The organism is Micromonospora sp. NPDC023633 (assembly GCF_040640035.1).
Lineage (GTDB): Bacteria > Actinomycetota > Actinomycetes > Mycobacteriales > Micromonosporaceae > Micromonospora.
In genome coordinates this window covers 1-23,936 of the sequence record NZ_JBFABB010000080.1, presented here as the reverse complement: position 1 = coordinate 23,936, position 23,936 = coordinate 1, and the positions used below count along the sequence as shown (strand labels likewise).

General features: G+C 73.7%; 21 protein-coding genes and 1 pseudogene. 14 read left to right on the top strand and 8 right to left on the bottom strand.

Going from position 1 to position 23,936, the window contains the following annotated elements:
* The first annotated feature begins 126 nt into the window (after positions 1-126).
* The 4 genes from gltB to AB0G13_RS23010 all read left to right on the top strand — a co-directional run bounded on the left by gltB (position 127) and on the right by AB0G13_RS23010 (position 9,965).
* The gene (gene gltB, locus AB0G13_RS23025) at positions 127-4,821 is read left to right on the top strand and encodes a glutamate synthase large subunit (RefSeq protein ID WP_357877607.1); all 4,695 of its coding nucleotides are present in this window, start codon (positions 127-129) and stop codon (positions 4,819-4,821) included.
* On the top strand, positions 4,814-6,322 hold the full coding sequence (locus AB0G13_RS23020; RefSeq protein ID WP_357877604.1) for a glutamate synthase subunit beta: 1,509 nt from the start codon (positions 4,814-4,816) through the stop codon (positions 6,320-6,322). The genes gltB and AB0G13_RS23020 overlap by 8 nt, the downstream gene beginning before the upstream one ends.
* Positions 6,323-6,473: 151 nt before the next feature.
* On the top strand, positions 6,474-9,071 hold the full coding sequence (locus AB0G13_RS23015; protein WP_357877601.1) for an FtsK/SpoIIIE domain-containing protein: 2,598 nt from the start codon (positions 6,474-6,476) through the stop codon (positions 9,069-9,071).
* Complete coding sequence (locus AB0G13_RS23010) at positions 9,072-9,965, top strand: hypothetical protein (protein WP_357877598.1); 894 nt, start codon at positions 9,072-9,074, stop codon at positions 9,963-9,965.
* Positions 9,966-10,387: 422 nt separating this feature from the next.
* On the opposite strand, the gene AB0G13_RS23005 is transcribed toward AB0G13_RS23010, so the two are convergent.
* Both AB0G13_RS23005 and AB0G13_RS23000 read right to left on the bottom strand, forming a co-directional pair.
* Positions 10,388-11,338: a hypothetical protein gene (locus AB0G13_RS23005; protein WP_357877595.1), complete on the bottom strand. Its 951-nt coding sequence runs from the start codon at positions 11,336-11,338 to the stop codon at positions 10,388-10,390.
* Positions 11,335-11,544 carry a hypothetical protein gene (locus AB0G13_RS23000; RefSeq protein WP_357877592.1) on the bottom strand — a complete coding sequence of 70 codons (210 nt, stop codon included), beginning with the start codon at positions 11,542-11,544 and terminating at the stop codon, positions 11,335-11,337. The genes AB0G13_RS23005 and AB0G13_RS23000 overlap by 4 nt, the downstream gene beginning before the upstream one ends.
* Before the next feature lie 303 nt (positions 11,545-11,847).
* On the opposite strand from AB0G13_RS23000, the gene AB0G13_RS22995 reads away from it, so the two are divergent.
* The 4 genes from AB0G13_RS22995 (at position 11,848) to AB0G13_RS22980 (ending at position 13,750) form a co-directional block, all read left to right on the top strand.
* Complete coding sequence (locus AB0G13_RS22995) at positions 11,848-12,027, top strand: winged helix-turn-helix domain-containing protein (protein ID WP_357877589.1); 180 nt, start codon at positions 11,848-11,850, stop codon at positions 12,025-12,027.
* Between the two features lie 185 nt (positions 12,028-12,212).
* Positions 12,213-12,476: a DUF6244 family protein gene (locus AB0G13_RS22990; protein ID WP_357877586.1), complete on the top strand. Its 264-nt coding sequence runs from the start codon at positions 12,213-12,215 to the stop codon at positions 12,474-12,476.
* A gap of 330 nt (positions 12,477-12,806) precedes the next feature.
* The gene (locus tag AB0G13_RS22985) at positions 12,807-13,253 is read left to right on the top strand and encodes a hypothetical protein (RefSeq protein ID WP_357877583.1); all 447 of its coding nucleotides are present in this window, start codon (positions 12,807-12,809) and stop codon (positions 13,251-13,253) included.
* Entirely contained in the window at positions 13,250-13,750 is a 501-nt protein-coding gene (locus tag AB0G13_RS22980; protein WP_357877580.1) for a hypothetical protein, read from the top strand. Before AB0G13_RS22985 ends, AB0G13_RS22980 begins: the two co-directional genes overlap by 4 nt.
* Here AB0G13_RS22980 and AB0G13_RS22975 read toward each other — a convergent pair.
* The 4 genes from AB0G13_RS22975 to AB0G13_RS22960 all read right to left on the bottom strand — a co-directional run bounded on the left by AB0G13_RS22975 (position 13,701) and on the right by AB0G13_RS22960 (position 16,094).
* Positions 13,701-14,288 carry a Fic family protein gene (locus AB0G13_RS22975; RefSeq protein ID WP_357877577.1) on the bottom strand — a complete coding sequence of 196 codons (588 nt, stop codon included), beginning with the start codon at positions 14,286-14,288 and terminating at the stop codon, positions 13,701-13,703. The genes AB0G13_RS22980 and AB0G13_RS22975 overlap by 50 nt on opposite strands.
* Positions 14,275-14,871: a type II toxin-antitoxin system antitoxin SocA domain-containing protein gene (locus AB0G13_RS22970; protein ID WP_357877574.1), complete on the bottom strand. Its 597-nt coding sequence runs from the start codon at positions 14,869-14,871 to the stop codon at positions 14,275-14,277. Before AB0G13_RS22970 ends, AB0G13_RS22975 begins: the two co-directional genes overlap by 14 nt.
* A gap of 266 nt (positions 14,872-15,137) precedes the next feature.
* On the bottom strand, positions 15,138-15,587 hold the full coding sequence (locus tag AB0G13_RS22965; protein WP_357877571.1) for a nitroreductase family deazaflavin-dependent oxidoreductase: 450 nt from the start codon (positions 15,585-15,587) through the stop codon (positions 15,138-15,140).
* Between the two features lie 18 nt (positions 15,588-15,605).
* A complete protein-coding gene (locus tag AB0G13_RS22960; protein WP_357877568.1) occupies positions 15,606-16,094 on the bottom strand; it encodes an isochorismatase family protein in 489 nt (162 codons plus the stop codon).
* Between the two features lie 235 nt (positions 16,095-16,329).
* Here AB0G13_RS22960 and AB0G13_RS22955 point away from each other — a divergent pair, with 235 nt between their 5' ends.
* Positions 16,330-17,124 (top strand): alpha/beta fold hydrolase, encoded by a 795-nt coding sequence (locus AB0G13_RS22955; RefSeq protein WP_357877565.1) that lies wholly within the window; start codon positions 16,330-16,332, stop codon positions 17,122-17,124.
* Between the two features lie 44 nt (positions 17,125-17,168).
* Here AB0G13_RS22955 and AB0G13_RS22950 read toward each other — a convergent pair whose 3' ends face one another.
* Both AB0G13_RS22950 and AB0G13_RS22945 read right to left on the bottom strand, forming a co-directional pair.
* Positions 17,169-18,041, bottom strand: a complete 873-nt coding sequence (locus AB0G13_RS22950; RefSeq protein WP_357877562.1) for an aldo/keto reductase — start codon at positions 18,039-18,041, stop codon at positions 17,169-17,171.
* Positions 18,042-18,155: 114 nt separating this feature from the next.
* Positions 18,156-18,803, bottom strand: a complete 648-nt coding sequence (locus AB0G13_RS22945; RefSeq protein WP_357877559.1) for a hypothetical protein — start codon at positions 18,801-18,803, stop codon at positions 18,156-18,158.
* A gap of 225 nt (positions 18,804-19,028) precedes the next feature.
* Here AB0G13_RS22945 and AB0G13_RS22940 point away from each other — a divergent pair, with 225 nt between their 5' ends.
* The 5 genes and pseudogenes from AB0G13_RS22940 to AB0G13_RS22920 form a co-directional block, all read left to right on the top strand.
* Positions 19,029-19,394, top strand: a complete 366-nt coding sequence (locus AB0G13_RS22940; protein WP_151456957.1) for a YciI family protein — start codon at positions 19,029-19,031, stop codon at positions 19,392-19,394.
* A 439-nt stretch (positions 19,395-19,833) separates the two neighbouring features.
* Positions 19,834-21,282, top strand: a complete 1,449-nt coding sequence (pyk, locus tag AB0G13_RS22935; RefSeq protein WP_357877555.1) for a pyruvate kinase — start codon at positions 19,834-19,836, stop codon at positions 21,280-21,282.
* Positions 21,279-22,163 carry an acyl-CoA thioesterase II gene (locus AB0G13_RS22930; RefSeq protein ID WP_357877552.1) on the top strand — a complete coding sequence of 295 codons (885 nt, stop codon included), beginning with the start codon at positions 21,279-21,281 and terminating at the stop codon, positions 22,161-22,163. Before pyk ends, AB0G13_RS22930 begins: the two co-directional genes overlap by 4 nt.
* A gap of 119 nt (positions 22,164-22,282) precedes the next feature.
* Entirely contained in the window at positions 22,283-22,753 is a 471-nt protein-coding gene (locus tag AB0G13_RS22925; protein ID WP_357877549.1) for an Rrf2 family transcriptional regulator, read from the top strand.
* Positions 22,754-22,984: 231 nt separating this feature from the next.
* A pseudogene (locus AB0G13_RS22920) lies at positions 22,985-23,833 on the top strand (sulfite exporter TauE/SafE family protein); the annotation flags it as partial.
* Positions 23,834-23,936: the final 103 nt, after the last annotated feature.

The following is a 23,936-nucleotide window of genomic DNA, read 5'->3' as shown; positions in this document are numbered from 1 at the left end:
AGAGTCTGGAAGGTGTGATCAATCCGCACTGGTCTTGCGCGGCGGACCCTAACGTAGACTCAATAGACCCTTGAGGGCCGACGTCGTCCCGATCGAGATCCACCCTGAGCGACGACAGGAGGCCCGGTGGCCTTTCCGTACCCTCACAGCAGCCCGAAGCAGGCCCCGCACCTCGGCCCGGGAGCGCCCGCGGCCGGGCTCTACGACCCCGCGCAGGAGCACGACGCCTGCGGCGTGGCCTTCGTGGCGGACCTGCACGGGCGGCGCTCGCACGCGGTCGTGGTCAACGGCCTCGACGCGCTCTGCCGGCTGGACCACCGGGGTGCCCGGGGCGCGGAACCGAACACCGGCGACGGCGCGGGCATCATGATCCAGATCCCGGACGCGTTCCTGCGCGCGGTGGTGGACTTCCCGCTGCCGCCCGCCGGCGAGTACGCCACCGGCCTGGTCTTCCTCCCCGACGACGACGCCGCCGAGGAGCGCGCCCGCCGCGTGGTGGAGAAGTACGCGCTGGTCGAGGGCGCCGACGTGCTCGGTTGGCGGGACGTGCCGGTCGACCCGAGCGGCCTCGGCGAGACCGCCCTGGCGGCGATGCCCCGGGTCCGGCAGCTCTTCCTCGCCGCGCACCGGCTCACCGGCTCGCCGGCCGGGCCGGCCGGGTCGCCGCTGGGCGGCATCGAGCTGGAGCGGGTGGCGTTCTGCGTGCGCAAGCAGGCCGAGCGGGAGAGCGCCGAGCGGGGCGTGCCGGCCTACTTCCCGTCGCTGTCCGGGCGGACCATGGTCTGGAAGGGCATGCTCACCCCCGACCAGCTCCCGGCGTTCTACCCGGAGCTGACCGACGCGCGGGTGGAGAGCGCGATCGCGCTGGTGCACTCCCGGTTCTCCACCAACACGTTCCCGTCCTGGCCGCTGGCGCACCCGTACCGGCTGATCGCGCACAACGGCGAGATCAACACCATCCGGGGCAACCGGAACTGGATGCAGGCCCGCGAGGCGCTGCTGCGCACCCCGAATTTGCCGGGCAACATCCGCCGGGTCTTCCCGGTCTGCACCCCCGCCGCCTCCGACTCGGCGAACTTCGACGAGGTCCTCGAACTGCTGCACCTGGCCGGGCGGAGCCTGCCCCACGCGGTGCTGATGATGATCCCCGAGGCGTGGGAGAACGACCCGGACATGGCCGCCGACAAGCGGGCCTTCTACCGCTTCCACGCGAGCCTGATGGAGCCGTGGGACGGGCCGGCCTCGGTCGCCTTCACCGACGGCGAGGTCGTCGGCGCGGTGCTGGACCGCAACGGGCTGCGCCCGGGCCGCTGGTGGCGTACGGACGACGGGCTCGTGGTGCTCGGCAGCGAGGCGGGCGTGCTCGACCTCGACCCGGCCCGGGTGGTCGCCAAGGGGCGCCTCCAGCCGGGGAAGATGTTCCTGGTCGACACCGTCGCCGGCCGGATCGTGCACGACGAGGAGATCAAGGCGGAGCTGGCGGCAGAGCAGCCGTACGCCGACTGGCTGCACGCCGGCCTGATCGAGCTGACCGACCTGCCCCCGCGCGAGCACACGGTCTACACCCACGACTCGGTACGCCGCCGCCAGCAGACCTTCGGCTACACCGAGGAGGAGCTGAAGATCCTGCTCGCGCCGATGGCGCGCACGGGCGCCGAGCCGCTCGGCTCGATGGGCACCGACACCCCGATCGCCCCGCTGTCGACCCGGCCGCGGCTGCTCTACGACTACTTCCACCAGCTCTTCGCGCAGGTCACGAACCCGCCGCTGGACGCCATCCGCGAGGAGCTGGTGACCAGCCTGGCGTCGACCATCGGGCCGGAGGGCAACCTGCTCGACCCGGGCCCGGCGAGCTGCCGGCAGATCGTGCTGCCGTACCCGGTGATCGACAACGACGAGCTGGCGAAGATCCTCTCCATCGACGAGGACGGCGACCTGCCCGGCTTCAAGGCGGTCCGGGTCTCCGGGCTCTACCGGATCCGCGAGGGCGGCGCCGGCATCAAGGCAAGGCTCACGGAGATCTGCCGGCACGTCTCCGAGGCCATCGAGGACGGCGTACGCATCCTCGTGCTGTCGGACCGCGACTCCAACGCCGACCTCGCCCCCATCCCGTCGCTGCTGCTCACCGCCGCCGTGCACCAGCACCTGGTGCGCGAGCAGACCCGCACCCAGGTGGCGTTGGTCGTCGAGTCCGGCGACTGCCGCGAGGTGCACCACGCGGCGGTGCTGATCGGCTACGGCGCGGCGGCGGTGAATCCCTACCTGGCGTTCGAGTCGGTGGAGGACATGATCTCCACCGGCGCGCTCGTCGGCGTCGAAGCGGCCAAGGCGGTCCGCAACTACGTCAAGGCCCTCGGCAAGGGCGTCCTGAAGATCATGTCCAAGATGGGCATCTCGACGGTGTCGTCGTACTGCGGGGCGCAGGTCTTCGAGGCCGTCGGGCTGGACTCCCGGCTGGTCGAGCGCTACTTCCGCGGCACCCCGAGCAAGATCGGCGGAATCGGGCTGGACGGCATCCACGCCGAGGTCGCCGCCCGGCACGCCGTGGCCTGGCCGCCGCCGGGCGCCGAGCCCACCGGCCGGCTGGAGGTGGGCGGCGAGTACCAGTGGCGCCGCGAGGGCGAGCTGCACCTGTTCAACCCGGAGACGGTCTTCCTGCTCCAGCACGCCACCCGCAGCCGCCAGTACGACGTCTTCCGCCGGTACACCGCCAAGGTCGACGAGCTGGCCGCGAAGGCGGGCTCGCTGCGCGGGCTGTTCACCCTGCGCACCGGCGTGCGCCCCCCGGTTCCGCTCGACGAGGTCGAGCCGGCCAGCGAGATCGTCAAGCGGTTCGCCACCGGCGCCATGTCGTACGGGTCGATCTCGGCGGAGGCGCACGAGACCCTGGCTATCGCGATGAACCGTCTCGGCGGCAAGTCCAACACCGGCGAGGGCGGCGAGGACGTCGAGCGGCTGCACGACCCGGCGCGCCGCTCCGCCGTGAAGCAGATCGCCAGCGGCCGGTTCGGGGTGACCAGCGAATACCTGGTCAACGCCGACGACCTGCAGATCAAGATGGCACAGGGCGCCAAGCCCGGCGAGGGCGGGCAGCTGCCCGGCAACAAGGTCTGGCCCTGGATCGCCCGTACCCGGCACGCGACCCCCGGCGTCGGCCTGATCTCCCCGCCGCCGCACCACGACATCTACTCCATCGAGGACCTGGCGCAGCTCGTCCACGACCTGAAGTGCGTCAACCCGTCCGCCCGGGTGCACGTCAAGCTCGTCAGCGAGGTCGGCGTCGGCACCGTGGCGGCGGGCGTGGCCAAGCTCAAGGCCGACGTCATCCTGATCTCCGGCCACGACGGCGGCACCGGCGCGTCCCCGCTGAACTCGCTCAAGCACGCCGGCACCCCGTGGGAGCTGGGGCTGGCCGAGGCGCAGCAGACGCTGCTGCTCAACAAGCTGCGCGACCGGGTCACCGTGCAGGTCGACGGGCAGCTCAAGACCGGCCGGGACGTGCTGGTCGCGGCGCTGCTCGGCGCCGAGGAGTTCGGCTTCGCCACCGCGCCGCTGATCGTCGAGGGCTGCGTCATGATGCGCGTCTGCCACCTGGACACCTGCCCGGTCGGCATCGCCACGCAAAACCCGGTGCTGCGGGAACGCTTCACCGGCCGGCCGGAGTTCGTGGAGAACTTCTTCCTGTTCCTCGCCGAGGAGGTCCGCGGCTACCTGGCCGAGCTGGGCCTCCGGTCGATCGAGGAGGCCATCGGGCAGGCCGAGCTGCTCGACGTCGCCCCGGCGATCGCGCACTGGAAGGCCGGCGGGCTGGACCTGACTCCCGTGCTGCACCTGCCGGAGCTGCCGGCCGGGGCGGCGCGCCGGGGCATCCGCGCCCAGGACCACGGCCTGGAGCTGGCGCTGGACAACGAGCTGATCGCCCTGGCCGGGCCGGCGCTGCGGGACCGTACGCCGGTGCGGGTGGAGGTGGCGGTGCGCAACGAGCACCGCAGCGTCGGCGCGATGCTCGGCGGCGAGGTGACCCGTCGCTTCGGCGGGGCCGGCCTGCCCGCCGACACGATCGAGTTCACCCTGCGCGGCACCGCCGGCCAGTCGTTCGGCGCGTTCCTTCCGCGCGGGGTCACCCTCCGGCTGCACGGCGACGCCAACGACTACGTGGGCAAGGGCCTCTCCGGCGGTCGGCTCATCGTGCGGCCGGACGCCGCCGCCCCCTTCCTCGACGGCGGGGCCGCGCCGGGGCAGCGGGCCGAGGACCAGACCATCGCCGGGAACACGATCCTCTACGGGGCCACCGCGGGCGAGCTGTTCCTGCGCGGCCGGGTGGGGGAGCGGTTCGCGGTACGCAACTCCGGCGCGGTGGCCGTCGTCGAGGGCGTCGGTGACCACGGCTGCGAGTACATGACCGGCGGGACCGTGGTGGTGCTGGGCCCGACCGGCCGCAACTTCGCCGCCGGCATGTCCGGCGGCACGGCCTTCGTGCACCGGCTGGACCGCCGCCGGGTGAACGCGGAGCTGGTCGACCTGGCGCCGCTGTCCGAGGAGGAGCAGGCGGTGCTGCACGAGCTGGTGCAGCGGCACTTCGCCGAGACCGACTCGGCGGTCGCCGAGGGGCTGCTCAAGCGCTGGCCGGAAGCGGTGGCGGAGTTCACCGCCGTGGTGCCCCGGGACTACCGCCGGGTGCTGGAGATCATGCGGGCCGCCGAAGCCGCCGGCCGCGACGTCGACGACGCGGTGATGAGCGCGCTCTCCGCGCCCGCCGCGAAGTCCGTGCCGACCATGCCCGCCCCGCGGGTGACGGTCCAGGAGGTGGCTCGTGCCTGACCCGAACGGTTTCCTTCGCTACAACCGGCGGTTGCCCGCGCGTCGCCCCGTGCCGGTGCGGATCAGCGACTGGCGTGAGGTGTACCCGCCCGCCGGCGAGGAACTGATCCGCGAGCAGGCGACCCGCTGCATGGACTGCGGCATCCCGTTCTGCCACGACGGCTGCCCGCTGGGCAACCGCATCCCCGACTGGAACGACCTGGTCCGCACCGGTGGCTGGGACGCCGCGGTGGACTCGCTGCACGCCACCAACAACTTCCCCGAGTTCACCGGCCGGCTCTGCCCGGCGCCCTGCGAGGCGGCCTGCGTGCTCGGCATCGGCGGGGGCGAGCCGGTCACCATCAAGCAGGTCGAGGTGGAGATCGCCGACGCGGCCGTCGCGCGGGGCGGGCTGTCGCCGCGCCGGGTGCCGGCGCCGACCGGCCGGTCGGTGGCCGTGGTCGGCTCCGGGCCCGCCGGCCTCGCCGCCGCGCAGCAGCTCGCCCGCGCCGGTCACGCCGTGACGGTGTACGAGCGCGACGACGCGATCGGCGGCCTCCTGCGGTACGGCATCCCCGACTTCAAGCTGGAGAAGGTCCACATCGACCGGCGCCTGGCGCAGCTCTCCGCCGAGGGCGTGCGCTTCCGCACCGGGGTGAACGTCGGCGTCGACGTCACCGCCGAGCAGTTGCGCGCCGAGCACGACGCCGTGCTGCTCGCCTGCGGCGCGCTGCGGGGCCGGGACACCCCGGAGACCCCGGGTCGCGGGCTGCGCGGCGTGCACCAGGCGATGGACCACCTCGTCGCGGCCAACCGCGTGGTCGCCGCGGCGGCGGGCGGCCGGCCCGACACGGCGGTCCTGCCCGACGGCAACCCGATCGACGCGGCCGGCAAGCACATCGTGATCATCGGTGGCGGCGACACGGCGGCGGACTGCCTGGGCGTGGCGCACCGCCAGGGCGCGGCCGGCGTACACCAGTTGGACCTCTACCCGCAGCCGCCGCAGGCCCGGGACGAGGCCCGGGACCCGTGGCCGACCTGGCCGTGGCTCCTGCGCAGCTACCCGGCGCACGAGGAGGGCGGCGAGCGGGTCTTCGCCGTCGCGGTGCAGGAGTTCGTCGACGACGGCACCGGTCAGGTGCGGGCGGTGCGGATCGCCGAGGTGACCGTGGAGAAGCGGGACGGGCGGCGCATCGTCACCCCGCTGCCCGGCTCGGAGCGGGAGCTGCCGGCCGACCTGGTGCTGCTGGCGATCGGCTTCGAGGGCACCGAGGAGCAGCCGCTGCTCGACCAGCTCGGGGTCGGCCGCAACGCGCGCGGCGCGATCGACGCCCGGCCCGACTGGCAGACCGACACCGACGGCGTCTTCGTCGCCGGCGACATGCACCGGGGCGCCTCGCTGATCGTCTGGGCGATCGCCGAGGGCCGGGCCGCGGCCGCCGCCATCCACGCCTACCTGGGCGGGACGGGCGCCCTGCCCGCCCCGGTGGACCCGGCCCGCCAGCCCCTCGCGGCGCGCTGACCACGCTGATCCCACCCGGGGGCGGCACGTCGGTCCACGCCGGACCGGCGGGCCGCCCCCGCGGCGTGTCCCGTCGCTCCACACTGTCGTGCCCTGGCCGCCGTCCGTTAGGGTTTGCGACGACCAGGGGCGCTCGGCGGAGGGGTAGAGGGTGGGCAGGCTCGCGTCGGCGTACGGGCAGGCGGTCGCCGCCCACCGGGCCGCCCGCGTCCACCTCGAGAACGCCCGCGCCGCGTGGCGTGCCGCGCCACCGCCTGCCCCACCGGAGGTCGACTCCGACATGGTCGCCCGGCTGGCCCGCGTCGGCGGCGCGCTCGCCGCCCCCGCCCCGGGCACCCCGCTGACCGGCACGCCCCTGCCGGTCCGCCTCGGTGAGGCGATCACCGCTGGCGGCGGGTTCCCCGTGCTGGTTCCCCTCGGCGGCGGCCACCACCTGTCCGTCGACGTCGACGCCCGTGACCCGCGTGCCGCCGCGCTGCTGCGGGCCGTCGTCCTGCGGATGCTGGCCACCGCGCCGCCCGGCGGGCTGCGGGTCGCCGGGCTCGACGCCGCCGCCCTCGGGGCCACCTTCGGACCGCTGCGCCCACTGGTCGACGCCGGGGTGCTCGATCCGCCCGCCACCACCGAGGCGGAGGTGGCCGCGCTGCTCGACGACGCGGAGCGGCACGCCCGCGCCGCCCGGAACGGCGACCGCGTCGACCAGGAGCTGTTGCTGGTGGTGGCCGCGTCCGCCCCGTCACCCCGCGAGGCCGCCCGGCTCGCCGCGCTCACCCACGCCGGCCCGGCCGCCGCCGTCTGCGTACTGGTCGGCGGCTGGCCGTCCGGGCCGTCGGCCACCCCACCGCCGCCGCTGGGCACCACCACCGCGCTGCGCCTGACCCCCGACGGGTACGCCCACGTCGGCGATCCGCCCGACGCGCCGTTCAGCGCCGACGGCAGCGGGCTGGCCGTGCCGGTGCTGCTCGACGGCGATCCGCCGCCGGCGGCCGTGTCGGCCCTCGCGGAGCACCTCGACGCCGCCGTCCGCCGCCACGCCGCCGTGGGCTTCGCCGAGCTGCTGCCCCCGCACCGGTGGACGGAGTCCGGCCGAGCCGGCCTGCGTACCGTGGTTGGGCGCGCCGGCCGGGAATCCGTTTCGGTCGCCTTCGACGACGCCACCCCGCACTGGCTCGTCGGCGGGCGCACCGGCGGCGGCAAGACGGTCTTCCTGCTCGACGTCCTCTACGGGCTGGCCGCCCGCTACTCCCCGGCCGAGCTTCAGCTCTACCTCCTCGACTTCAAGGAGGGCGTGAGCTTCACCGAGTTCGTGCCGACCGAGCGCGATCCCGCCTGGCTGCCGCACGCCCGCACGGTGGGCATCGAGAGCGACCGCGAGTACGGCGTCGCCGTGCTGCGCGAGCTGCGCCGTGAGCTGAACCGCCGGGCCACCCTGCTCAAGCGGCACGGCGTCACGAAGCTCGCCGACCTGCCCGCCGACGTTGCGGCGCCCCGGGTCGTGGCGGTGGTCGACGAGTTCCAGGTGCTGCTGGCCGGCAGGGACGCCATCGCCCGGGATTCGGTGGACCTGCTGGAGGAACTGGCCCGCAAGGGCCGCTCCTACGGGGTGCACCTGGTGCTGGCCAGCCAGAGCACGACCGGTATCGAGGCCCTCTACGGGCGGGCCGAGGCCGTCTTCGGGCAGTTCGCCCTGCGGGTGGCGCTGCCCGGCGGCGGCGGTGTGCTCGACCGCGACAACCCCTCCGCCGCCACCCTGAGCGTCGGCACGGCCGTGCTCAACACCGCCGCCGGGGCCACCGGTGCCGACACGGTCGTCCGTTTTCCCGATGCTCACGCCGAGACCGCCGTGCTGGCCCGGCTGCGCCACGAGCTGTGGCAGGCCCGCCCGGCGGGCGCCCGCCCGCCGTCGGTGTTCCGGGGATACGAGGGGGCCCGCGTCGAGGACGACACCACGTTCGCCGGTCTGCGCCCCGGCGGCCGGCGTCCCCTGGCGCTGGTCGGCCGCACCGTCGACATGGACGGCACGTCCGCGCTGTTCATGATGGACACCAGCCCCGGCCGGCACCTGGCCGTCGTGGGCACGGCCGTCACCGCCGCCGAGGTGCTGCGCGCGGCCACTCTCAGCCTCGCCCGCCAGCACGGCCCCGGCGAGGCGCGGTTCCTGCTCGCACCCCTCGTGGCCGCCGCCGACCCGGCCGTCGACGACACCGTCGCCGCGCTCGTGGCCGCCGGCCACACCGTGGAACGCCTCGACGCGCACGCCCTGCGCGACCGGATCGTGGCGCTGGCCGCGCCGACCCCCGCCCCGCACGCGGCGCCCGGCCCGGTCACGACGACCGGCGTGGCGGGATCCACCGGTGCGGGGCCGGCCCGCAGCTACCTGGTCGTGTTCGGGATGGATGCCGCCTCCGCCGTGCTCGCCGCCGCTGATCCGGTCACGTTCCGTTCCGCCCACGAGGACCTGCGTGCCCTGCTGCGTCAGGGGCCGGGGCGGGGCGTGCACCTGCTGGGCTGGTGGCGCGGCCTGCGCCGGCTCGCCGACGACCTCGGTGGCACCCAGAACCGCGACGACGTGGCCTGCCTGGTCGCGCTGAACGTGACCGGCGCCGAGTTGGGGCTGCACCTGGGCGTGCACGATCTGGCCTACCAGCCGCGCGCCGACCGGGCGCTGCTGGTCGACCGGCATGACCAGCGGGTACGCCTCATCGTGCCGTTCACCCGCGACGGGCACCCGCCGGACGGGGAGAGTTGAGTGTCCACCTTCGAGGACTACGCGGCGCTGGCCCGCCATCTCGCCGCCCAGCGGCGGGCCAGCGAGCAGGGCGCCGCCGCCGAGTCGGCCCGCCACCGGGACCTGCACGCCGCCGTCGACTACCTCGACCGCCGGCTCACCGCGCAGGGGCAGCGCCTCGACCAGCTCGGCCGCACGATCGGCAGTCCACCCCCGCCCCCCGGCCAGTCGGCCCCCGGCGTTGCGCCGGGCGGCCCGGTGCCGGATGCGCCGACGTCGGGCGGGCCGGTGGCGGCTGCGCCCACCTCGGGCGGCCTGTCGGCTGTCGGGGTGCCGTCGGCCGGGCGGCCCGACGGGTTGCCGCAACCGGGGGCGGGGTCGGTCGGCGGCGCAGCCGCCGCGCCGGGGCGGCCGGGAGTCGGGGCGTACGCCCAGGGGAGCCTGGGGGAGACGGCGCTGGCGGTGCCGGGCGGGGTGCCCACGCCACGCGCCGGGGAGCTGGACCCGGCGGCGGAGCTGGAGTCGGCGCGGCGCTGGGCCGACGAGGCCGACCGGCTGGGCCAGCAGGTCGAGCTGCTGGCCCAGCGCCCGGCGCTCCTGCCGAGCTGGTCAGCGATGGCCCGGGCGCTCGCCGTCTACCTCGGCTGTGCCGGCGTCGGCGTGCTGCTGATGCTGGTCATGGTGCTCGCCTCCGGCGTCGGGGCGCTCGGCCTCGGCACGCTCTACACGTGGATGTGCGCCGGGCTGCCCGCCGTGTCGCTGATCGCCGGGTGGCTCATCCTCGGTCGCTGGGGCACGCCCGCCGTGGTCGCCGGCACGCCGCCGCGCTACCCCCTGCTGGGCATCCTGGTCTGCTTCCTGGCCGTCCCGCTGGCCTACTGCGGCTACCTGCTGATGTTCCGCGCCCTGCGCTGACGCCACGCTGTCACGCCGGGCGGCGGTCTCGGTGGCGGCGAGGAAGGCGTCCAACTCGGCGGGGGTGAGCCCCTCGTCCTCCAGCAGCGCCAGGAGTAGCACCGTGCCGGCGGTCACCGCCGGGGCGGTGCCGGGCGGCGGCGGGCGCTCGCCCAGGGCCGCGCCGAGCAGCGTCTCCGCCAGCGTCGGGTCGACGTCCACGCCGGTCAGGTCGTAGCGTTCCCGGGCCGCCGCGACGAACCTGATCAGCGGCGCGCGGTCCTGCCCGGCGGCGAACCGGCGGCGCGCGGCCACCAGCAGCGCCCCGGCGAGCAGGTCGGCGTACCGCAGCCACTGCGGCTCGGTGAACCGGCGCAACCGGCGGTCGTGCCGGCCGAGCCGCCCGTCGAGCAGGCTCCGCAGGGCGGTCGTCGGGTCGTCGGTCATGGGCGGTTCCACCTTCCTCGGTTCTGTCGGCTGCGCGGCAGGCCCGCTCTGGCCTGCGGGGCGTGCCGCCTGGTGTTGGCGGCGACCAGGTCGGCGGCGGCCCGTGCCCCCTGGGCCGTGGCCTGTGCGGTCGCTGACGTGTGCGCCTGCCCCGGAGCGGCCCGCCGGGGCGGCAGCGTGGGTGCCGGCTCCGGTTCGCCGGTCAGGGCTGCGGCCCACCGGTCGATCGCACGGCCGCCGTGCGCCAAGCGCGCGGCCACCAGGTCGAGCCGGGCCACGGCCGCCCGAAACCGGCCCGCCGCGGCCAGGTCGCTCGGGTCGCGCGCCGCGCCGGGCCGCTGCGGCAGGGTGCCCCCGCCGGTGGGGCCGGAAGGCTCCCGGTGGTGGCTGCGGCGGATCCGGTCCTCGGCCGCAGCCAGCCACCATCGGGTCCTGGCGGCCTCGGCGGCGGCCCGGTCCGCGTCGGCGCGGGCCGCCCGCAGCCCGGCGAGCAGGTCACCGGCGCTGCCGGTACCGGCCCGGGCCACGCCGAGCCCGGCGTGCACGAGGCTCAGCGCCCGCCAGCATTCGGTCACGGCATCCTGCCAGGGCAGCCGCCGGCCGGGCGGTCCCGCACCGTGCAGCAGCCCGCCGGCCCGGTCGGCCGCCGCGATGGTCGCCAGCCAGGCGTCACGAAGCCGGTCGACGGCATGCGCGTGCCCCGGCAGGTCCGGCGGCACCGCCCGGCCTCGGGGCGCCGGCAGCACGGGCGACGCCGGGCGGATCGGCGGCGGGGCGTCGCGCCGGTCGTGGAGTCGGGCCCGCGCGGCGCGCTGCGCGTCGCAGGGGCCGGGCCGTCCGCACCTGCGGCAGATCCCGGTGTACGCCTCCGTGTCGTGCTCGACCACCGTCCGCCGCGCCTCGGCCAGCTCGCGTAGGACGTGGCGGCGCAGCTCGTCGGCGTTCACGGGGCGACCCTGGCGTGCTTCACCAGGTGGGCGAAGCTCACCTCCGGGCACGGGTACGGCTCGCCGCACCCGCACATCCAGCGCGTCACGGGCCGGGGCGGGTGGGCGAACAGCACGTCGTCGGCGTCCTCGACATCCTGCGCCGACGCCAATAACCGCCCGGCGGCGGGTGACGTGTCGTTCTGCGATGGCGCGTGGTCGTTCATCGGTACGCGGCCGGCGGGTGGTGGGTCTGGTTCGTGGGGCACGAGGCTGTCTCCCGTCCGTCGATGGCGGTGCGGAATCCAATCCGGGGCCGCGTGCGGCGGCCACGGCACGCCCGGCCGACCAGGGGGATCGACCGGCCGGGCGCTCTGTGCGGTGGGGAAGAACCAACTCCGGGTTTGCAGACCTGGGAGCCGGTCGGGGCCAACTTTACACATGTAGTTACAGAAAGCAAGAACGGGAACACGCTGCTTGTCACGAGTAGTCACGCGTGATCGAATGAGCGGGCAGACCTGGGAGTCCATATGCCCGTCAAGCCCAAGTGGGAACAACTCGCGGACCACATCCGTGGTCAGATCGAGTCAGGCGAACTTCAGCCGGGTGACCGGCTGCCCTCTACCGTCCAGCTCACGACCCAACACAACGTCTCCACCACGGTCGTCCGCCAAGCGATCCTGGTGTTGCAGACGCAGGGCTGGGTGTAAGGCGTTCACGGGCTGGGCGTCTTCGTCGCCGAACGGCAAACGGACTGACCGCTCCCGAGGGCTACGTCCCCTCACTTCCCATGGTGATCGGGCGGTCGCACTGGGTGCGCCGATCTCGTACTCTCCTCAGTGGTCGTGGCTCGTGCGGGGCGCGACGGGCGTCATGGAGGACCGGGGGAGGGCGTGTGAGCGCGGCAGAAATGATCGCCAGGTTGGCGGCGGCGGCACAGAAGCTGGACGAGGCGAAGGCGAAGACGGCGGCGGCTGCCCAGGACGCGGCCGAGGCGCGACAGCTCGTCGCGGGCGCGTTGCAGGGCATCGGGGCCGGACCACTCATTGGCATGATCGACTCGTATCGGGAAGCGCTCATGAGGGCTGCTCAGGGCAGCGAGCCGGCCAAGCAGCAGGTCCAGGAGACGATCGCCAAGGTGCATGCGCTGGGAAACTGAGCACGGGTGGTGGCGGCACAACCAGCCAACCACCCGTGGTGCTTCGACCATCTACTCCGGACGGTGCCGGGTCATCCGTAGCCGAACGTCCCTTCGATAGGGGCACAAGATCGGTTAACCAGCGCGAGGCGCCATCTCCGGCCCGCCGAGAGCGAGTCAGCTCAGAGGCGGTGGCCGTTGGAGGGACTACCGCGACCTTCGTGTGGTCCACCTTCGTGGAATTCCTTCCGGTGCTTCCGAAGGCTGTGGGTGGCATGGTGTTGGCCGGCGTGTCGACATGGAGCGCCGTCAAGGCATTACGTGCGAAACGACAAGAGCGAGGAGAATCAGATGCAGATCGATGACGGCGTCGAGCAACGGCTGCGGGCAGCGCTACACCATGTGGTCAAGCAGCAGTCGGAAGAATTCGACATCGCTCTCCGGTCTTTCCCCGACGACCGCTCCCGCCGTGATGCCCTGGAGTTGCTTGTCGCGATCACGTACTACACCTTGATTGACGCCTACGGCAGGCGACCCTCCCCGGAGGAGGTCCACGAGGTTGCTGCATCCGTTGCTGAGTCCGAACGGTGGGTCCCTCTCTCACGCAGCGAGGTCGAGCGGTATCTCAACCAGGTTCTCGGCGGGCAACCCCTGACCGATGTACTGGAGCCGGAGGCCGCTGTGTTGCTTGCGTTCGTCGTCACTGGCAGCCTGCTTTCCTCACGCCCTCAAGGCGAGGGCGAGTGGTGGTTCAACTATCTGGACAAGGTGGAGGCCGCGATCGAGGCGGCGGGATGACCGGGGTGTCCGAGCCGGTGACGCGTGACGGTGGGGTGCTGGACGGGTTCCACATCCGGCAGGTGCCGGGTGACATCGGCACCGAGGTCTCCGACTTCGCCAGCGAATGGGACGACGTCCGGTTCGCCACGCGGGTCTGGGAGCGGCAGACCGACGACGGTTACCGGGTCGACCTGCGCGTCCATGTCATGCGGGGCGAGCGGCTGACCGACCTCGCCACGCTGCGCGACTTTCTCACCGAGTATCACGAGCGCGACCCTGACGACTGGCCGTTGACCGATTTCATGCACGGTGACTCTGCGGGACTTCGTGACGACTCCCAGGCGTTCTGGCTCGCTGAACCTGGCGTCGCCGTCAACGTGGTGGTCGCCACCGGCCCGGCGGACGGGGGGCAGCTTCTGGCAACGGCGCTTGCAGTCGTTGCGGTATCGGATCGGGATGTCCCAGTCAGCTCAGGCGTCGAACGACCGGCCGCAGCACGTCCACCAGCGGATTAAGGTCGGCGGTGTTGAGGTGTGCCTGGCACGCCTCGACGTTCTCGGTCCTGTCCAGCTCGGACCAGTCGAGCAGGTAGCCCGCTGCCGCAGCTAGCTGCCGTAGGAACGAGCGGACAGTACGCCCGTTTCCCTCGCGGAAGGGATGGCAGACGTTGAGTTCGCCGTAGTAGTACGCCAGCGCCTCCACAAAGGTGGCACGGTTCAAGCCGAGCAGGTGTCCGTCCGAATCAAGGCGCCTCAGGATCGAGCTGACCTGGTCGTCTATGAATCGCCAGTGGCAGAAGCGTGCACCAGGCTTGCTGATGTCGACACTCCTGGTCTGACCAGCCCAGGAGTAGATGTCCCCAAACAAATACCGATGGAAGCTCTGCAGGTGGTCCAGCCCGTAGTTGCCGGGAATGATCAGGCGGGATGCCGAGATCTCACGGATCGACGCCAGCCGGAACTCGATTTTGCGAAGCTGCTCCGGGTCCGAGACGCCGAGCTTGTTCTTGAGGCAGTCGGTGCCCGGCCAGCAGTAGGGGTCAGGTTCGGTCACCGCTGATCCGGGCGATCTCCTGGGCAATCAGCTCGTCGGCGCTGGTGAGGCCGGATGCGACATCCCGGAGCCGATCCTGCCATTCCTCGTCGAACTCCTCGCCTTCGAGGGCGGCGTTCGCCGTGGCCAGGACGACGGCTGTTTCGACGCTCGCGACCTGGCGGGCGTAGTACGCCTGCATCATGTCGACGTCGATCTCCTCGTTCGAGCTTGCCGCCTCCGGCAGAGCACCGCGTGCGGCCCGCCAGGGAAGCTCGTTGTGGGTCATGGTCGACAGCTCGCTGGCTGAGAACCCGCCGTACGTGGTGGTCACCCAACGCACCGTATCTGCTTGGACGGGCGTCAGTCGGGATGCCTTGCCGTGCGGCCACTCGGAAACGGTGAGCTGGCGTCGGTGGTGGCGGTAGAGAAGCGGCACCACGGGGCCTTGTCGCCACGCCTCGATGCGATCCGGATAGAGCGTCGTGCCGTGCCGAGCCAGGTGCCACCCCTGGCAGTAGTAGACGAGCTTCTCCAGCTTCATGGCGTTCATGGAGCCAAGCTCACCCAGCACCGCCGCTGCTACGTCATGAGCATCGGTCACGGTGGCACCTCCTTCCGGCCCTTGTCTGCTGCCCTGAGCCTACCGATAGGGATGCGTGCTGGCGTCCAGCGCTGACGTGTTGTCCCGTTCGGCCCCTTACTTGCGGTTGCAGGGGCGCGGGTGTCGGATAGGCGATAGGTCCCGGTCGAGGGTGTTCGTGTTGATCGTGCGCCCGTATCCTGACGTGTTCATCGGGGCCTATGGACAAGGCGACCAGAGTTGGCCGGCCCAGTGGTGGCCGGCGGTGTGACGGAGGGGCGGTACCGCTACCGCGTGGCGTCGGCCGACCGGACGGGCTCGACGATGACGACCGGGATCTCCCGGTCGGTGCCCTCCTGGTAGCGGGCGTAGGTCGGGAAGACGCCGGTCATCACCTGCCACAGCCGCGGCCGCTCCTCGGCGGTGGCGGTACGCGCCGTGCCCCGGAACTTCTCGGCCCCGACCTGCACCCGCACCTGCGGGTCGGCGCACAGGTTGAGGTACCAGGCGGGGTGCCGCGCCGCCCCGCCGTTCGACGCCACCAGCAGGTACCGGTCGCCGTCGCGGCCGTAGATGAGCGCGGTACGCCGGAGCGTGCCCGAGCGGCGTCCCCGGGTGGTGATCAGCAGGGCGTCGTAGCCGTGGTACTTCCCGCCGTCGGCGCCGTCGGTCGCCACGTAGCGCTCCACGTGGCTGGCCACCCATTCGACCGGGCTGTCCTCAATGGTCTCCGCCATCCGGCCAGCGTAGCGGCCTCAGCGGTAGTCGTCGGTGCGCCGAACGGTGCCGAAGCGGGGAAAGATCCGCCCGACGGCGAACTCGTGCTCGTCGGCGGCGAGGCCGGACATCGCGTCGGCCACGAACTCCAGCTCGTAGCCGTGGTCGCTGGCCGCGCGGGCCGTCGACTCGACGCCCATCGTGGTCACCAGGCCGGCCAGCACCAGGGTGTCCACCCCGCGCAGGCGCAGCTGCTCGTCCAGGTCGGTGCCGTGGAACGCGCCGACGGTGCGCTTGACGACCACGACGTCGCCCGGCTCGACCAGCCCCTCGGCGAAGCCGCTGCCCGGCGGCTGCTCGGCCACCCCGGGCCGCTCGACGCGAACCTGGACCACCGCGCGGCCCTGCGCCCGGAACACGGCGGCGAGCCGGCGGCACCGGTCGAGGACCTCGTCGCCGCGGTGCGGGGCCAGCTCCAGCGCGATGATCCGGGGCATCAGGTCGATGAGTACGAGGGCCGTCGTCACGCGGGTGATCATAGGGCGCGGGCGGCCATCCGTCGGTGAGCAGCAGCCGGCCGCCGTCCTTCGTGGACGACGACGCCGGGATTGCCGGTTCGTGCCCATGGCGCGACAAGAGGTTACCGGCCCGTAACTTGTTATTGACGACCGCGAATGACGGCCAGCATCATCGTCCCACGATCGATCGGATCCCCACCCGCCGTCCCCGGCCCCCCGGGTACCTCCCGCCGGAGGTGCAGCCATGCTGCTCCGAAAGATCGTCCTCACCGCCACCGTCGTCGCCGCGCTGCTCGTGCCGGCGACCGCCGCGACGGCCGCCCCCGACCGTCCCGCCACCACCACGGCCGCCGCCGCCACGACCACCACCACGGCCGCCGCCGGCAATCCCGTCATCGTGGTCGGCGGCCTGATCGGCCTCTCCATCGCGTACGAGCCGATCGCCGCGCGGCTACGCGCCGACGGTCACCGGGTCTTCGTCTACCAGCTGCCGGGGCTCGGCGTCGGCGACATCCGGGACTCCGCCCGCGCCTTCTCCGGATTCGTGGACCAGGTCCGCTCGGCCACGGGGGCGTCCCGGGTGGACCTCGTCACCCACTCCGAGGGCGGCCTGGTCTCCCGCTGGTACGTCAAGTTCCTCGGCGGCGCGGACGCCGTCGGGCGCTACGTCAGCCTCGGCACCCCCCAGCAGGGCACCTACGTGGCCAACATCCTGCGCGTCGTCGGGCTCGGCAGCTGCGCCGGAATCGTCGCCTGCCAGCAGATGACCATCGGCTCGAGCTTCCTCGCCGACCTCAACGCCGGCGACGACACCCCCGGCGCGCTCCGCTGGACCACCATCCGGACGTGGCAGGACGAGCTGGTCCGCCCCGTCGACAACGCCACGCTGGCCGACGGAGCGACCAACGTGCTGATCCAGGGCGCCTGCCCGCTGCGCGCGGTCGGCCACCTCGGCCTCGTGCTGGACGGCACCGCGTACTCGGTCGTGCGGCAGGCGCTGCGCGGGGAGACGATCCGCCCGAACTGCTTCGCCGTGTAGTGCGGGCGGGGGCGGGCGGCCGTGTGCCGCCCGCCCCCGCCACGTCACGCGGCCCTGGTGAGGGCCGCGTACTCGTCGTCGGTCAGCCGCACCTCGGCGGCGGCCACGTTCTCCTCCAGGTGCGTCACCGACGACGTGCCGGGGATCGGCAGCATCACCGGCGACCGGCGCAGCAGCCAGGCGAGGGCGAGCTGGGCGGGCGTCGCGCCGTGCCCGGTGCTGATCGCGTCGAGCGGGCCGCCCGGCCGGGCCAGGTTGCCGGTGGCGATCGGGAACCAGGGGATGAAGGCGAGGTCGTTGCGCTCGCAGTGCTCCAGCACGGCCTCCGCGCCGCGGTCCGCCAGGTTGTAGAGGTTCTGCACCGAGACGATCGGGGTGATGCTCCGGGCCGCCTCGATCTGCTCGACGGTCACCTCGGACAGGCCGATGTGGCGGATCTTGCCCTCCTGCTTGAGCAGCGCCAGCTCGCCGAGCTGGTCGGCGAGCGGCACCTGCGGGTCGATCCGGTGCAGCTGGTAGAGCCCGATGGCCTCCAGGCCGAGGTGCCGCAGGCTCAGCTCGCACTGCTGGCGCAGGTACTCGGGGCGCCCCACCGGCCGCCAGTCGCCCGGGCCGGAGCGCGTCAGGCCGGCCTTGGTCGCGATGACCAGGTCGTCGGCGTACGGGTGCAGGGCCTGCCGGATCAGCAGCTCGCTGACGAAGGGGCCGTACGAGTCGGCCGTGTCGATGAACGTCACGCCCAGCTCGTACGCCCGGCGCAGCACCCGTACGGCCTCGGCCGGATCCTTCGGGTCGCCCCACACGCCGGGGCCGGTGATCTGCATCGCCCCGTAGCCGAGCCGGTCGACCTGGAGGTCGCCCCCGATCCGGTACGTCCCCGAGGCCTTGGCGGGCTGCTTGCCGGCGTCGTTCGCCATGCGTGGATCCCCCATCCTGTTCGTCCGTCTCCAGCGGCCAATCCCACCACCGCCGGAGGGAACTTTTCCCGCCGATCGCCGTCCGCACCACCACCGGGCGGTTCGAGACCGGGATCACCCGCCCCCGGGCCGCACGTGCGCCGGGGCCGGTAGATGGTCGAGGTGGGCGTGCCGGAAGGGCCGGGTCAGCGGGCACGGGTCCAGCCGCAGCGCGGCGAGGATCGCCCGGTGCTGGCACTCGGCGAACAGCCGGGGCGCGTCGTCGAGCGGGACCTCCCCGAGCAGCGCCGCGCCGAGGGCGACGGGATCGACCGGGCCGACCCCCAGCGGCGCGAACACCGCCGGATCGTCCCCGCTCGGGCCGGGCGGCGGCGGGGCGTCCACCGGGTGGAGCGTGCCGTCGAAGCCGGCGAGGACCTCGGTGTCGTCGTCGTCCCAGTGTTCCGTCACCCAGCCCCGGTCGGAGAGGTAGCGGTGCGAGAGGTAGCGGTGCGCCTCCCGGCCGTCGGCGTGCAGGCTGGCCCTCATGACGCTGGAGTCGAAGACGTCGAAGGCGACCGCCGGCTCGCGCGTGAGCAGGGTGATCAGCTGCGCCAGGTCGTCGACCTCGGCGTAGCCGCTCTCCTCGTCCTCGCGGGGGACGACCGCCCACCGGCGCTCGCCGACCTCCGTCACGTACGCCTCGGTGCCGACGTCGGTCAGCACCCTGCGGATCTCCGCCAGGCCGCCAAGGGCCAGGATCGTCTGGTAGCTCGTGCCCACGCCGGCAGCGTAGGTCGGGGGTGGGACAGCGTCCGGCCGCCGCGACCGGTGCCTCCGGAGCCTTGCGCCGGCGAAAACGGCGCGCCGGGGCCGCAACCGGGCCGGGCCGCCGACGAAGTTGACCGGAGCGCCCGTGCCGGCGGGCCGCCCGTGCGACGCTGGGCCCGTGCCGGCTCGGCGTCGACCGCGGGTCGTCGCGGGCGGCGCGACGCGGGAGGGAGCGCCATGACGGGAGTGCCGCAGGTCGACTTCGCGCTCGACACGTACGAGTGCATCGTGCTGTATCCCGGCGCGGCCGGGCGGGCGCTGCCGGCGGAGACGGTGCAGCGGTTGCAGGCCGAGCACCTCGCGCACATGCAGGCCCTGCAACGGCGGGGGATCATCCTGGTCGCCGGCTCGGTGGACGGCCCGGCCCGCGAACCCGACCCGCCGATCGGCTTCGGCCTGGCCCGCACCGGCTCCGTGGACGACGTGCGCAGCGTGATGGAGGCCGACCCGGCCGTCCAGGCGGGGCTCTACCGGGTGGACGTGCTGACCTTCCTCTGCCCGGAGGGCTCCCTGGAGTTCCCGCTGGTCAAGACGCAGAGCTGAGCCGTCGGCGGTCGCCACCCGCCACCCGGCGCCGCGCCCGCAGGCGCGGTGGCGGCGCTTCCGGCCGGCCCACGGCGCCGACCGGGTCCGGTCCGCCACGGGCCGACGGGTCCGGTCGCGCCGGCGGCGACGCGCCGACCCGACCCACGCGGCGTCCCCAGGGCGGTGCCGAGGACGCCGTCGACCCGCGCGCCCGGCGAAGTCGACCCGCGCGCCCGGCGAAGTCGATCCGGGCGCCGGGTCGGCCGGCGGGGAGCACCCGGCTGTCCGTTCGCGCCGGGGGCGTACGATTCCGGCGCGCGGTCGCCGATGCCCGCCGCCTCAACGTTCCGGCGTGGGTTCCGCCCGCCGGCTGCGCGCGTGCCGCGCGTCGTTGGACAATGTTCCGCAGTCCGTAAGGGGTCGGCCCACAGCCCGACCCGGAGGAGAGACTAGCCTGATGGGCGTGACACGCCGCGCGAAGATCGTCTGCACTCTTGGTCCTGCCACCTCGTCGCCGGAGCGCATCCGGGGCCTCGTCGAGGCCGGCATGAACGTGGCCAGACTCAACTTCAGCCACGGCAGCCACGAGGACCACGAGGCGGTGTACCGGCTGGTCCGTGAGGCCGCGGACGCGGCCGGCCGGCCGGTGGCCGTGCTCGCCGACCTGCAGGGCCCGAAGATCCGGCTCGGCCGGTTCGCCGACGGCCCGCACGAGTGGCGCACCGGCGACTCGGTCGTCATCACCGGGGACGACGTCCTCGGCACCAAGGAGCGGGTCTCCTGCACCTACCGCAAGCTTCCGCAGGAGGTCAAGCCCGGCGACCGGCTGCTGATCGACGACGGCCGGGTCGCCGTCGAGGTCACCGACGTCACCGGCAACGACATCCGCTGCCTGGTCACCGAGGGCGGCCCGGTCTCCAACAACAAGGGCGTCTCGCTGCCGAACGTGGCGGTCAGCGTGCCGGCGATGTCCGAGAAGGACGCCGAGGACCTGCGTTTCGCGCTCGGCCTGGGCGTCGACCTGATCGCGCTCTCCTTCGTGCGCTCGGCGGACGACATCAAGCTGGTGCACGGCATCATGGCCGAGGAGGGCGTGCACCGGCCGGTGCTGGCCAAGGTGGAGAAGCCCGAGGCGGTCGACTGCCTGGAGCAGATCGTGCTGGCCTTCGACGGCGTCATGGTCGCCCGCGGCGACCTCGGCGTGGAGCTTCCGCTGGACCAGGTCCCCCTGGTGCAGAAGCGTGCCGTGCAGCTCTGCCGGGAGAACGCCAAGCCGGTCATCGTGGCCACCCAGATGCTCGACTCCATGATCGAGAATTCCCGGCCGACCCGCGCCGAGGCCTCCGACGTGGCCAACGCCGTGCTCGACGGCGCGGACGCGGTGATGCTCTCCGGTGAGACCAGCGTCGGCAAGTACCCGGTGCTCACCGTCAGCACCATGGCGAAGATCGTCACCACCACCGAGTCCGGCTCGATCGGCGTGCCGCGCCTGCAGCACGACCCCCGTACGCACGGTGGCGCGCTCACCGTCGCCGCCTCCTCGATCGCCCGGGCCATCGGCGCGAAGGCCCTGGTCGCCTTCTCGCAGACCGGCGACACCGTGCGGCGGCTGTCCCGGCTGCACTGCGACCTGCCGCTGCTCGCCTTCACCCCGGTGCCCGAGGTGCGCAACCAGCTCGCCCTCTCCTGGGGCGTGGAGACGTTCCTGATGCCGTTCGTCGAGCACACCGACGACATGTTCCGCCAGGTCGACCAGGCGTTGCTCGGGCTCGACCGGGCCAACCCCGGCGACTACGTGGTGATCGTCGCCGGCAGCCCGCCCGGCACCCCCGGCTCGACCAACACGCTGCGCGTACACCAGCTCGGGTCGCTGGTCGACGCGGCGTCGGCGCGGGCCTTGCAGTGAGCGACGCGGGCGTCGCGGTCGGGCAGGCCGCGGTCGACCAGCTCCTGGAGGTGCTCGACCTGGAGCACACCGGCGGGATGACCTTCCGGGGGATGAGCCCCCCGGTCGGTCCCCAGCGGGTGTACGGCGGCCAGGTCGCCGGCCAGGCCCTGGTCGCCGCCGGACGCACCGTCGACCCGGCCCGCTTCGTGCACTCCCTGCACGGCTACTTCGTCCGCCCGGGCGACCCGGCCGAGCCGATCGTGTACGAGGTGGAGAACGTCCGCGACGGCCGCTCGTTCTCGGTGCGTCGCTCGGTGGCGCTCCAGCACGACAAGCCGATCTTCTTCATGTCGGCGTCGTTCCAGCGCACGGAGGAGGGCCTGGACCACCAGGCCCCCACCCCGCCGGACGTGCCGGGCCCCGATGAGGTCCCGACGATGACCGACCGGCTCGCCCGCTACCCGGAGCGGCTCGGCATCTGGGCGCAGATCCCGCGCCCGATCGACGTCCGCTACGTCGGCGAGCCCGGCTGGGTGCGCCCCGGCGACCGCCCCGCCGACCCGCACCAGCGGGTCTGGATGCGCATCGACGGCAAGCTGCCCGACGACCCGCTGCTGCACGCCTGCACGCTGACCTACGCCTCCGACCTGACGCTGCTGGACTCGGTGCTCTCGGTGCACGGCGAGGTCTGGGGCCCGGGCGGCGTGGTCGGGGCCAGCCTCGACCACGCGCTCTGGTTCCACCGGCCGTTCCGCGCCGACGACTGGTTCCTCTACGACTGCTGGAGCCCGTCCGCCTCCGGCGCGCGCGGGCTCGCCACCGGCCGCATGTTCACCACCGACGGGCGGCACATCGCCAGCGCCGTGCAGGAGGGGCTGCTGCGCCGCGTGGGCGACTGAGCCGTCCCGGCGCGGCCCGGTCCACCCGGAGGCGCCGGCGGTGGCGGCACATCGCCGTCGGCCGATCGGCCGAGGGGTGATCGTCCGGGCGGGGCGGCCAGGCGACTAACCTTTGCCGCATGCGCCTCTCCGCCCGGGTCGACTACGCCCTCCGCGCGGTCGCCGAGCTCGCCTCGGTGACCGGCGACGCCGGGCCCGGGCGAAGCCGGCCCGTGACCGCCGACCAGATCGCCCGCGCCCAGGAGATCCCGCCGAAGTTCCTGGAGAGCATCCTGCTGCAGCTGCGCCGGGGCGGCGTCGTGCAGGCCCAGCGCGGCCCGGAGGGCGGCTACTGGCTGGCCCGCCCGGCCGGGGAGATCTCGCTGGCCGAGGTGATCAGGGTTATCGACGGCCCGCTCGCGCACGTGCGCGGGCAGCGGCCCGAGGAGCTCGGCTACCACGGAGCGGCCCGGGCCCTCCAGGAGGTCTGGATCGCCCTGCGGGCCAGCGAGCGCGAGATCCTGGAACTGGTCACCGTCGCCGACGTGGCCGGCGGCACCCTGCCCGATCGGGTCGTCGAGCTGGCCGCCGACCCCCGCGCCTGGACCTGACCCCGCCCGGCCCCGCACCCGACCCGGTCCGTGGCCCATGTCCTAGCGCGGTCGCCTTGGTCCGCGTCGGCTCACGCCGTCTCGCGCCGGTCCCGCCCTGGTGTGGCCCGCCGGATGACGTCGCCCGGGGGTCTGTCGTCTCACTGACCGGTTGAAGGCTTGACCGCGGCACGCCCCGTGCCGCATTGTCGACCAAGTCGATAGGAGATGCCGAAAAGTCAGGGGGCGCTCGTGCGCAAGCTGCTGGTCCTCGCGCTGGTCGGGCTCGCCGCGCAACTCGTCGACGGCGCGCTCGGCATGGCGTACGGGCTGACCTCCTCCACGCTGCTGCTGCTCGTGGGGGTGGCGCCGGCCGCCGCGTCGGCCTCCGTGCACCTGGCCGAGATCGGTACCACGCTCGCCGCCGGGGTGGCGCACTGGCGGTTCGGCAACGTCGACTGGCGGGTCGTCGCCCGGATCGCCTTCCCCGGCGCCGTGGGCGCGTTCGCCGGCGCGACCTTCCTCAGTTCGATCTCCACCGCCTCGGCCGCCCCGTGGATGGCCGGCATCCTGTTCACCCTCGGCGCGTACCTGCTGGTGCGCTTCTCCCGGCCGCTGCGCACCGACCGGCGCGGCGGCCGGCTGCGGGGCCGCTTCCTCGGCCCGCTCGGCCTGGTCGCCGGCTTCGTCGACGCCACCGGCGGCGGCGGGTGGGGCCCGGTCGCCACGCCGGCCCTGCTGGTCAGCGGGCGGATGGAGCCGCGCAAGGTGATCGGCTCGGTGGACACGTCCGAGTTCGTGGTCGCCGGCGCTGCGAGCCTCGGCTTCCTGATCGGGCTCGGCTCCGAGGGCTTCCTGCTGCCCATGGTGGCCGCGCTGCTCATCGGCGGCCTGATCGCCGCGCCGATCGCGGCCTGGCTGGTGCGCATCGTCCCCGCCCAGCTGCTCGGCGCGGCGATCGGCGGCGTGATCGTGCTGACCAACGCCCGCACGCTGATGCGCTCGGCCGACCTCGGCGGCCCCGCCCGACCGGCCGTCTACGCGCTGCTGGCCGTCGCCTGGGCCGCCGCCCTCGCCCTGGCCGTCCGGGCGCTGCTGCGCACCTAGATCTGCGGCGGGGTGCGCTAGGCGTGGCCGGGCGGGCCCGTGGACGACGACTGGATCGCGCGGGTGGCGCTGTAGGTGGTGGGGTGCGTGGGGGCGT

Coding starts and splice junctions, on each gene's coding strand:
- AB0G13_RS23000 (WP_357877592.1), bottom strand. CDS start 11,544: ATGAACGACCACGCGCCATCGCAGAACGACACGTCACCCGCCGCCGGG.
- AB0G13_RS22995 (WP_357877589.1), top strand. CDS start 11,848: ATGCCCGTCAAGCCCAAGTGGGAACAACTCGCGGACCACATCCGTGGT.
- AB0G13_RS22985 (WP_357877583.1), top strand. CDS start 12,807: ATGCAGATCGATGACGGCGTCGAGCAACGGCTGCGGGCAGCGCTACAC.
- AB0G13_RS22980 (WP_357877580.1), top strand. CDS start 13,250: ATGACCGGGGTGTCCGAGCCGGTGACGCGTGACGGTGGGGTGCTGGAC.
- AB0G13_RS22965 (WP_357877571.1), bottom strand. CDS start 15,587: ATGGCGGAGACCATTGAGGACAGCCCGGTCGAATGGGTGGCCAGCCAC.
- AB0G13_RS22955 (WP_357877565.1), top strand. CDS start 16,330: ATGCTGCTCCGAAAGATCGTCCTCACCGCCACCGTCGTCGCCGCGCTG.
- AB0G13_RS22950 (WP_357877562.1), bottom strand. CDS start 18,041: ATGGCGAACGACGCCGGCAAGCAGCCCGCCAAGGCCTCGGGGACGTAC.
- AB0G13_RS22940 (WP_151456957.1), top strand. CDS start 19,029: ATGACGGGAGTGCCGCAGGTCGACTTCGCGCTCGACACGTACGAGTGC.
- pyk (WP_357877555.1), top strand. CDS start 19,834: ATGGGCGTGACACGCCGCGCGAAGATCGTCTGCACTCTTGGTCCTGCC.
- AB0G13_RS22925 (WP_357877549.1), top strand. CDS start 22,283: ATGCGCCTCTCCGCCCGGGTCGACTACGCCCTCCGCGCGGTCGCCGAG.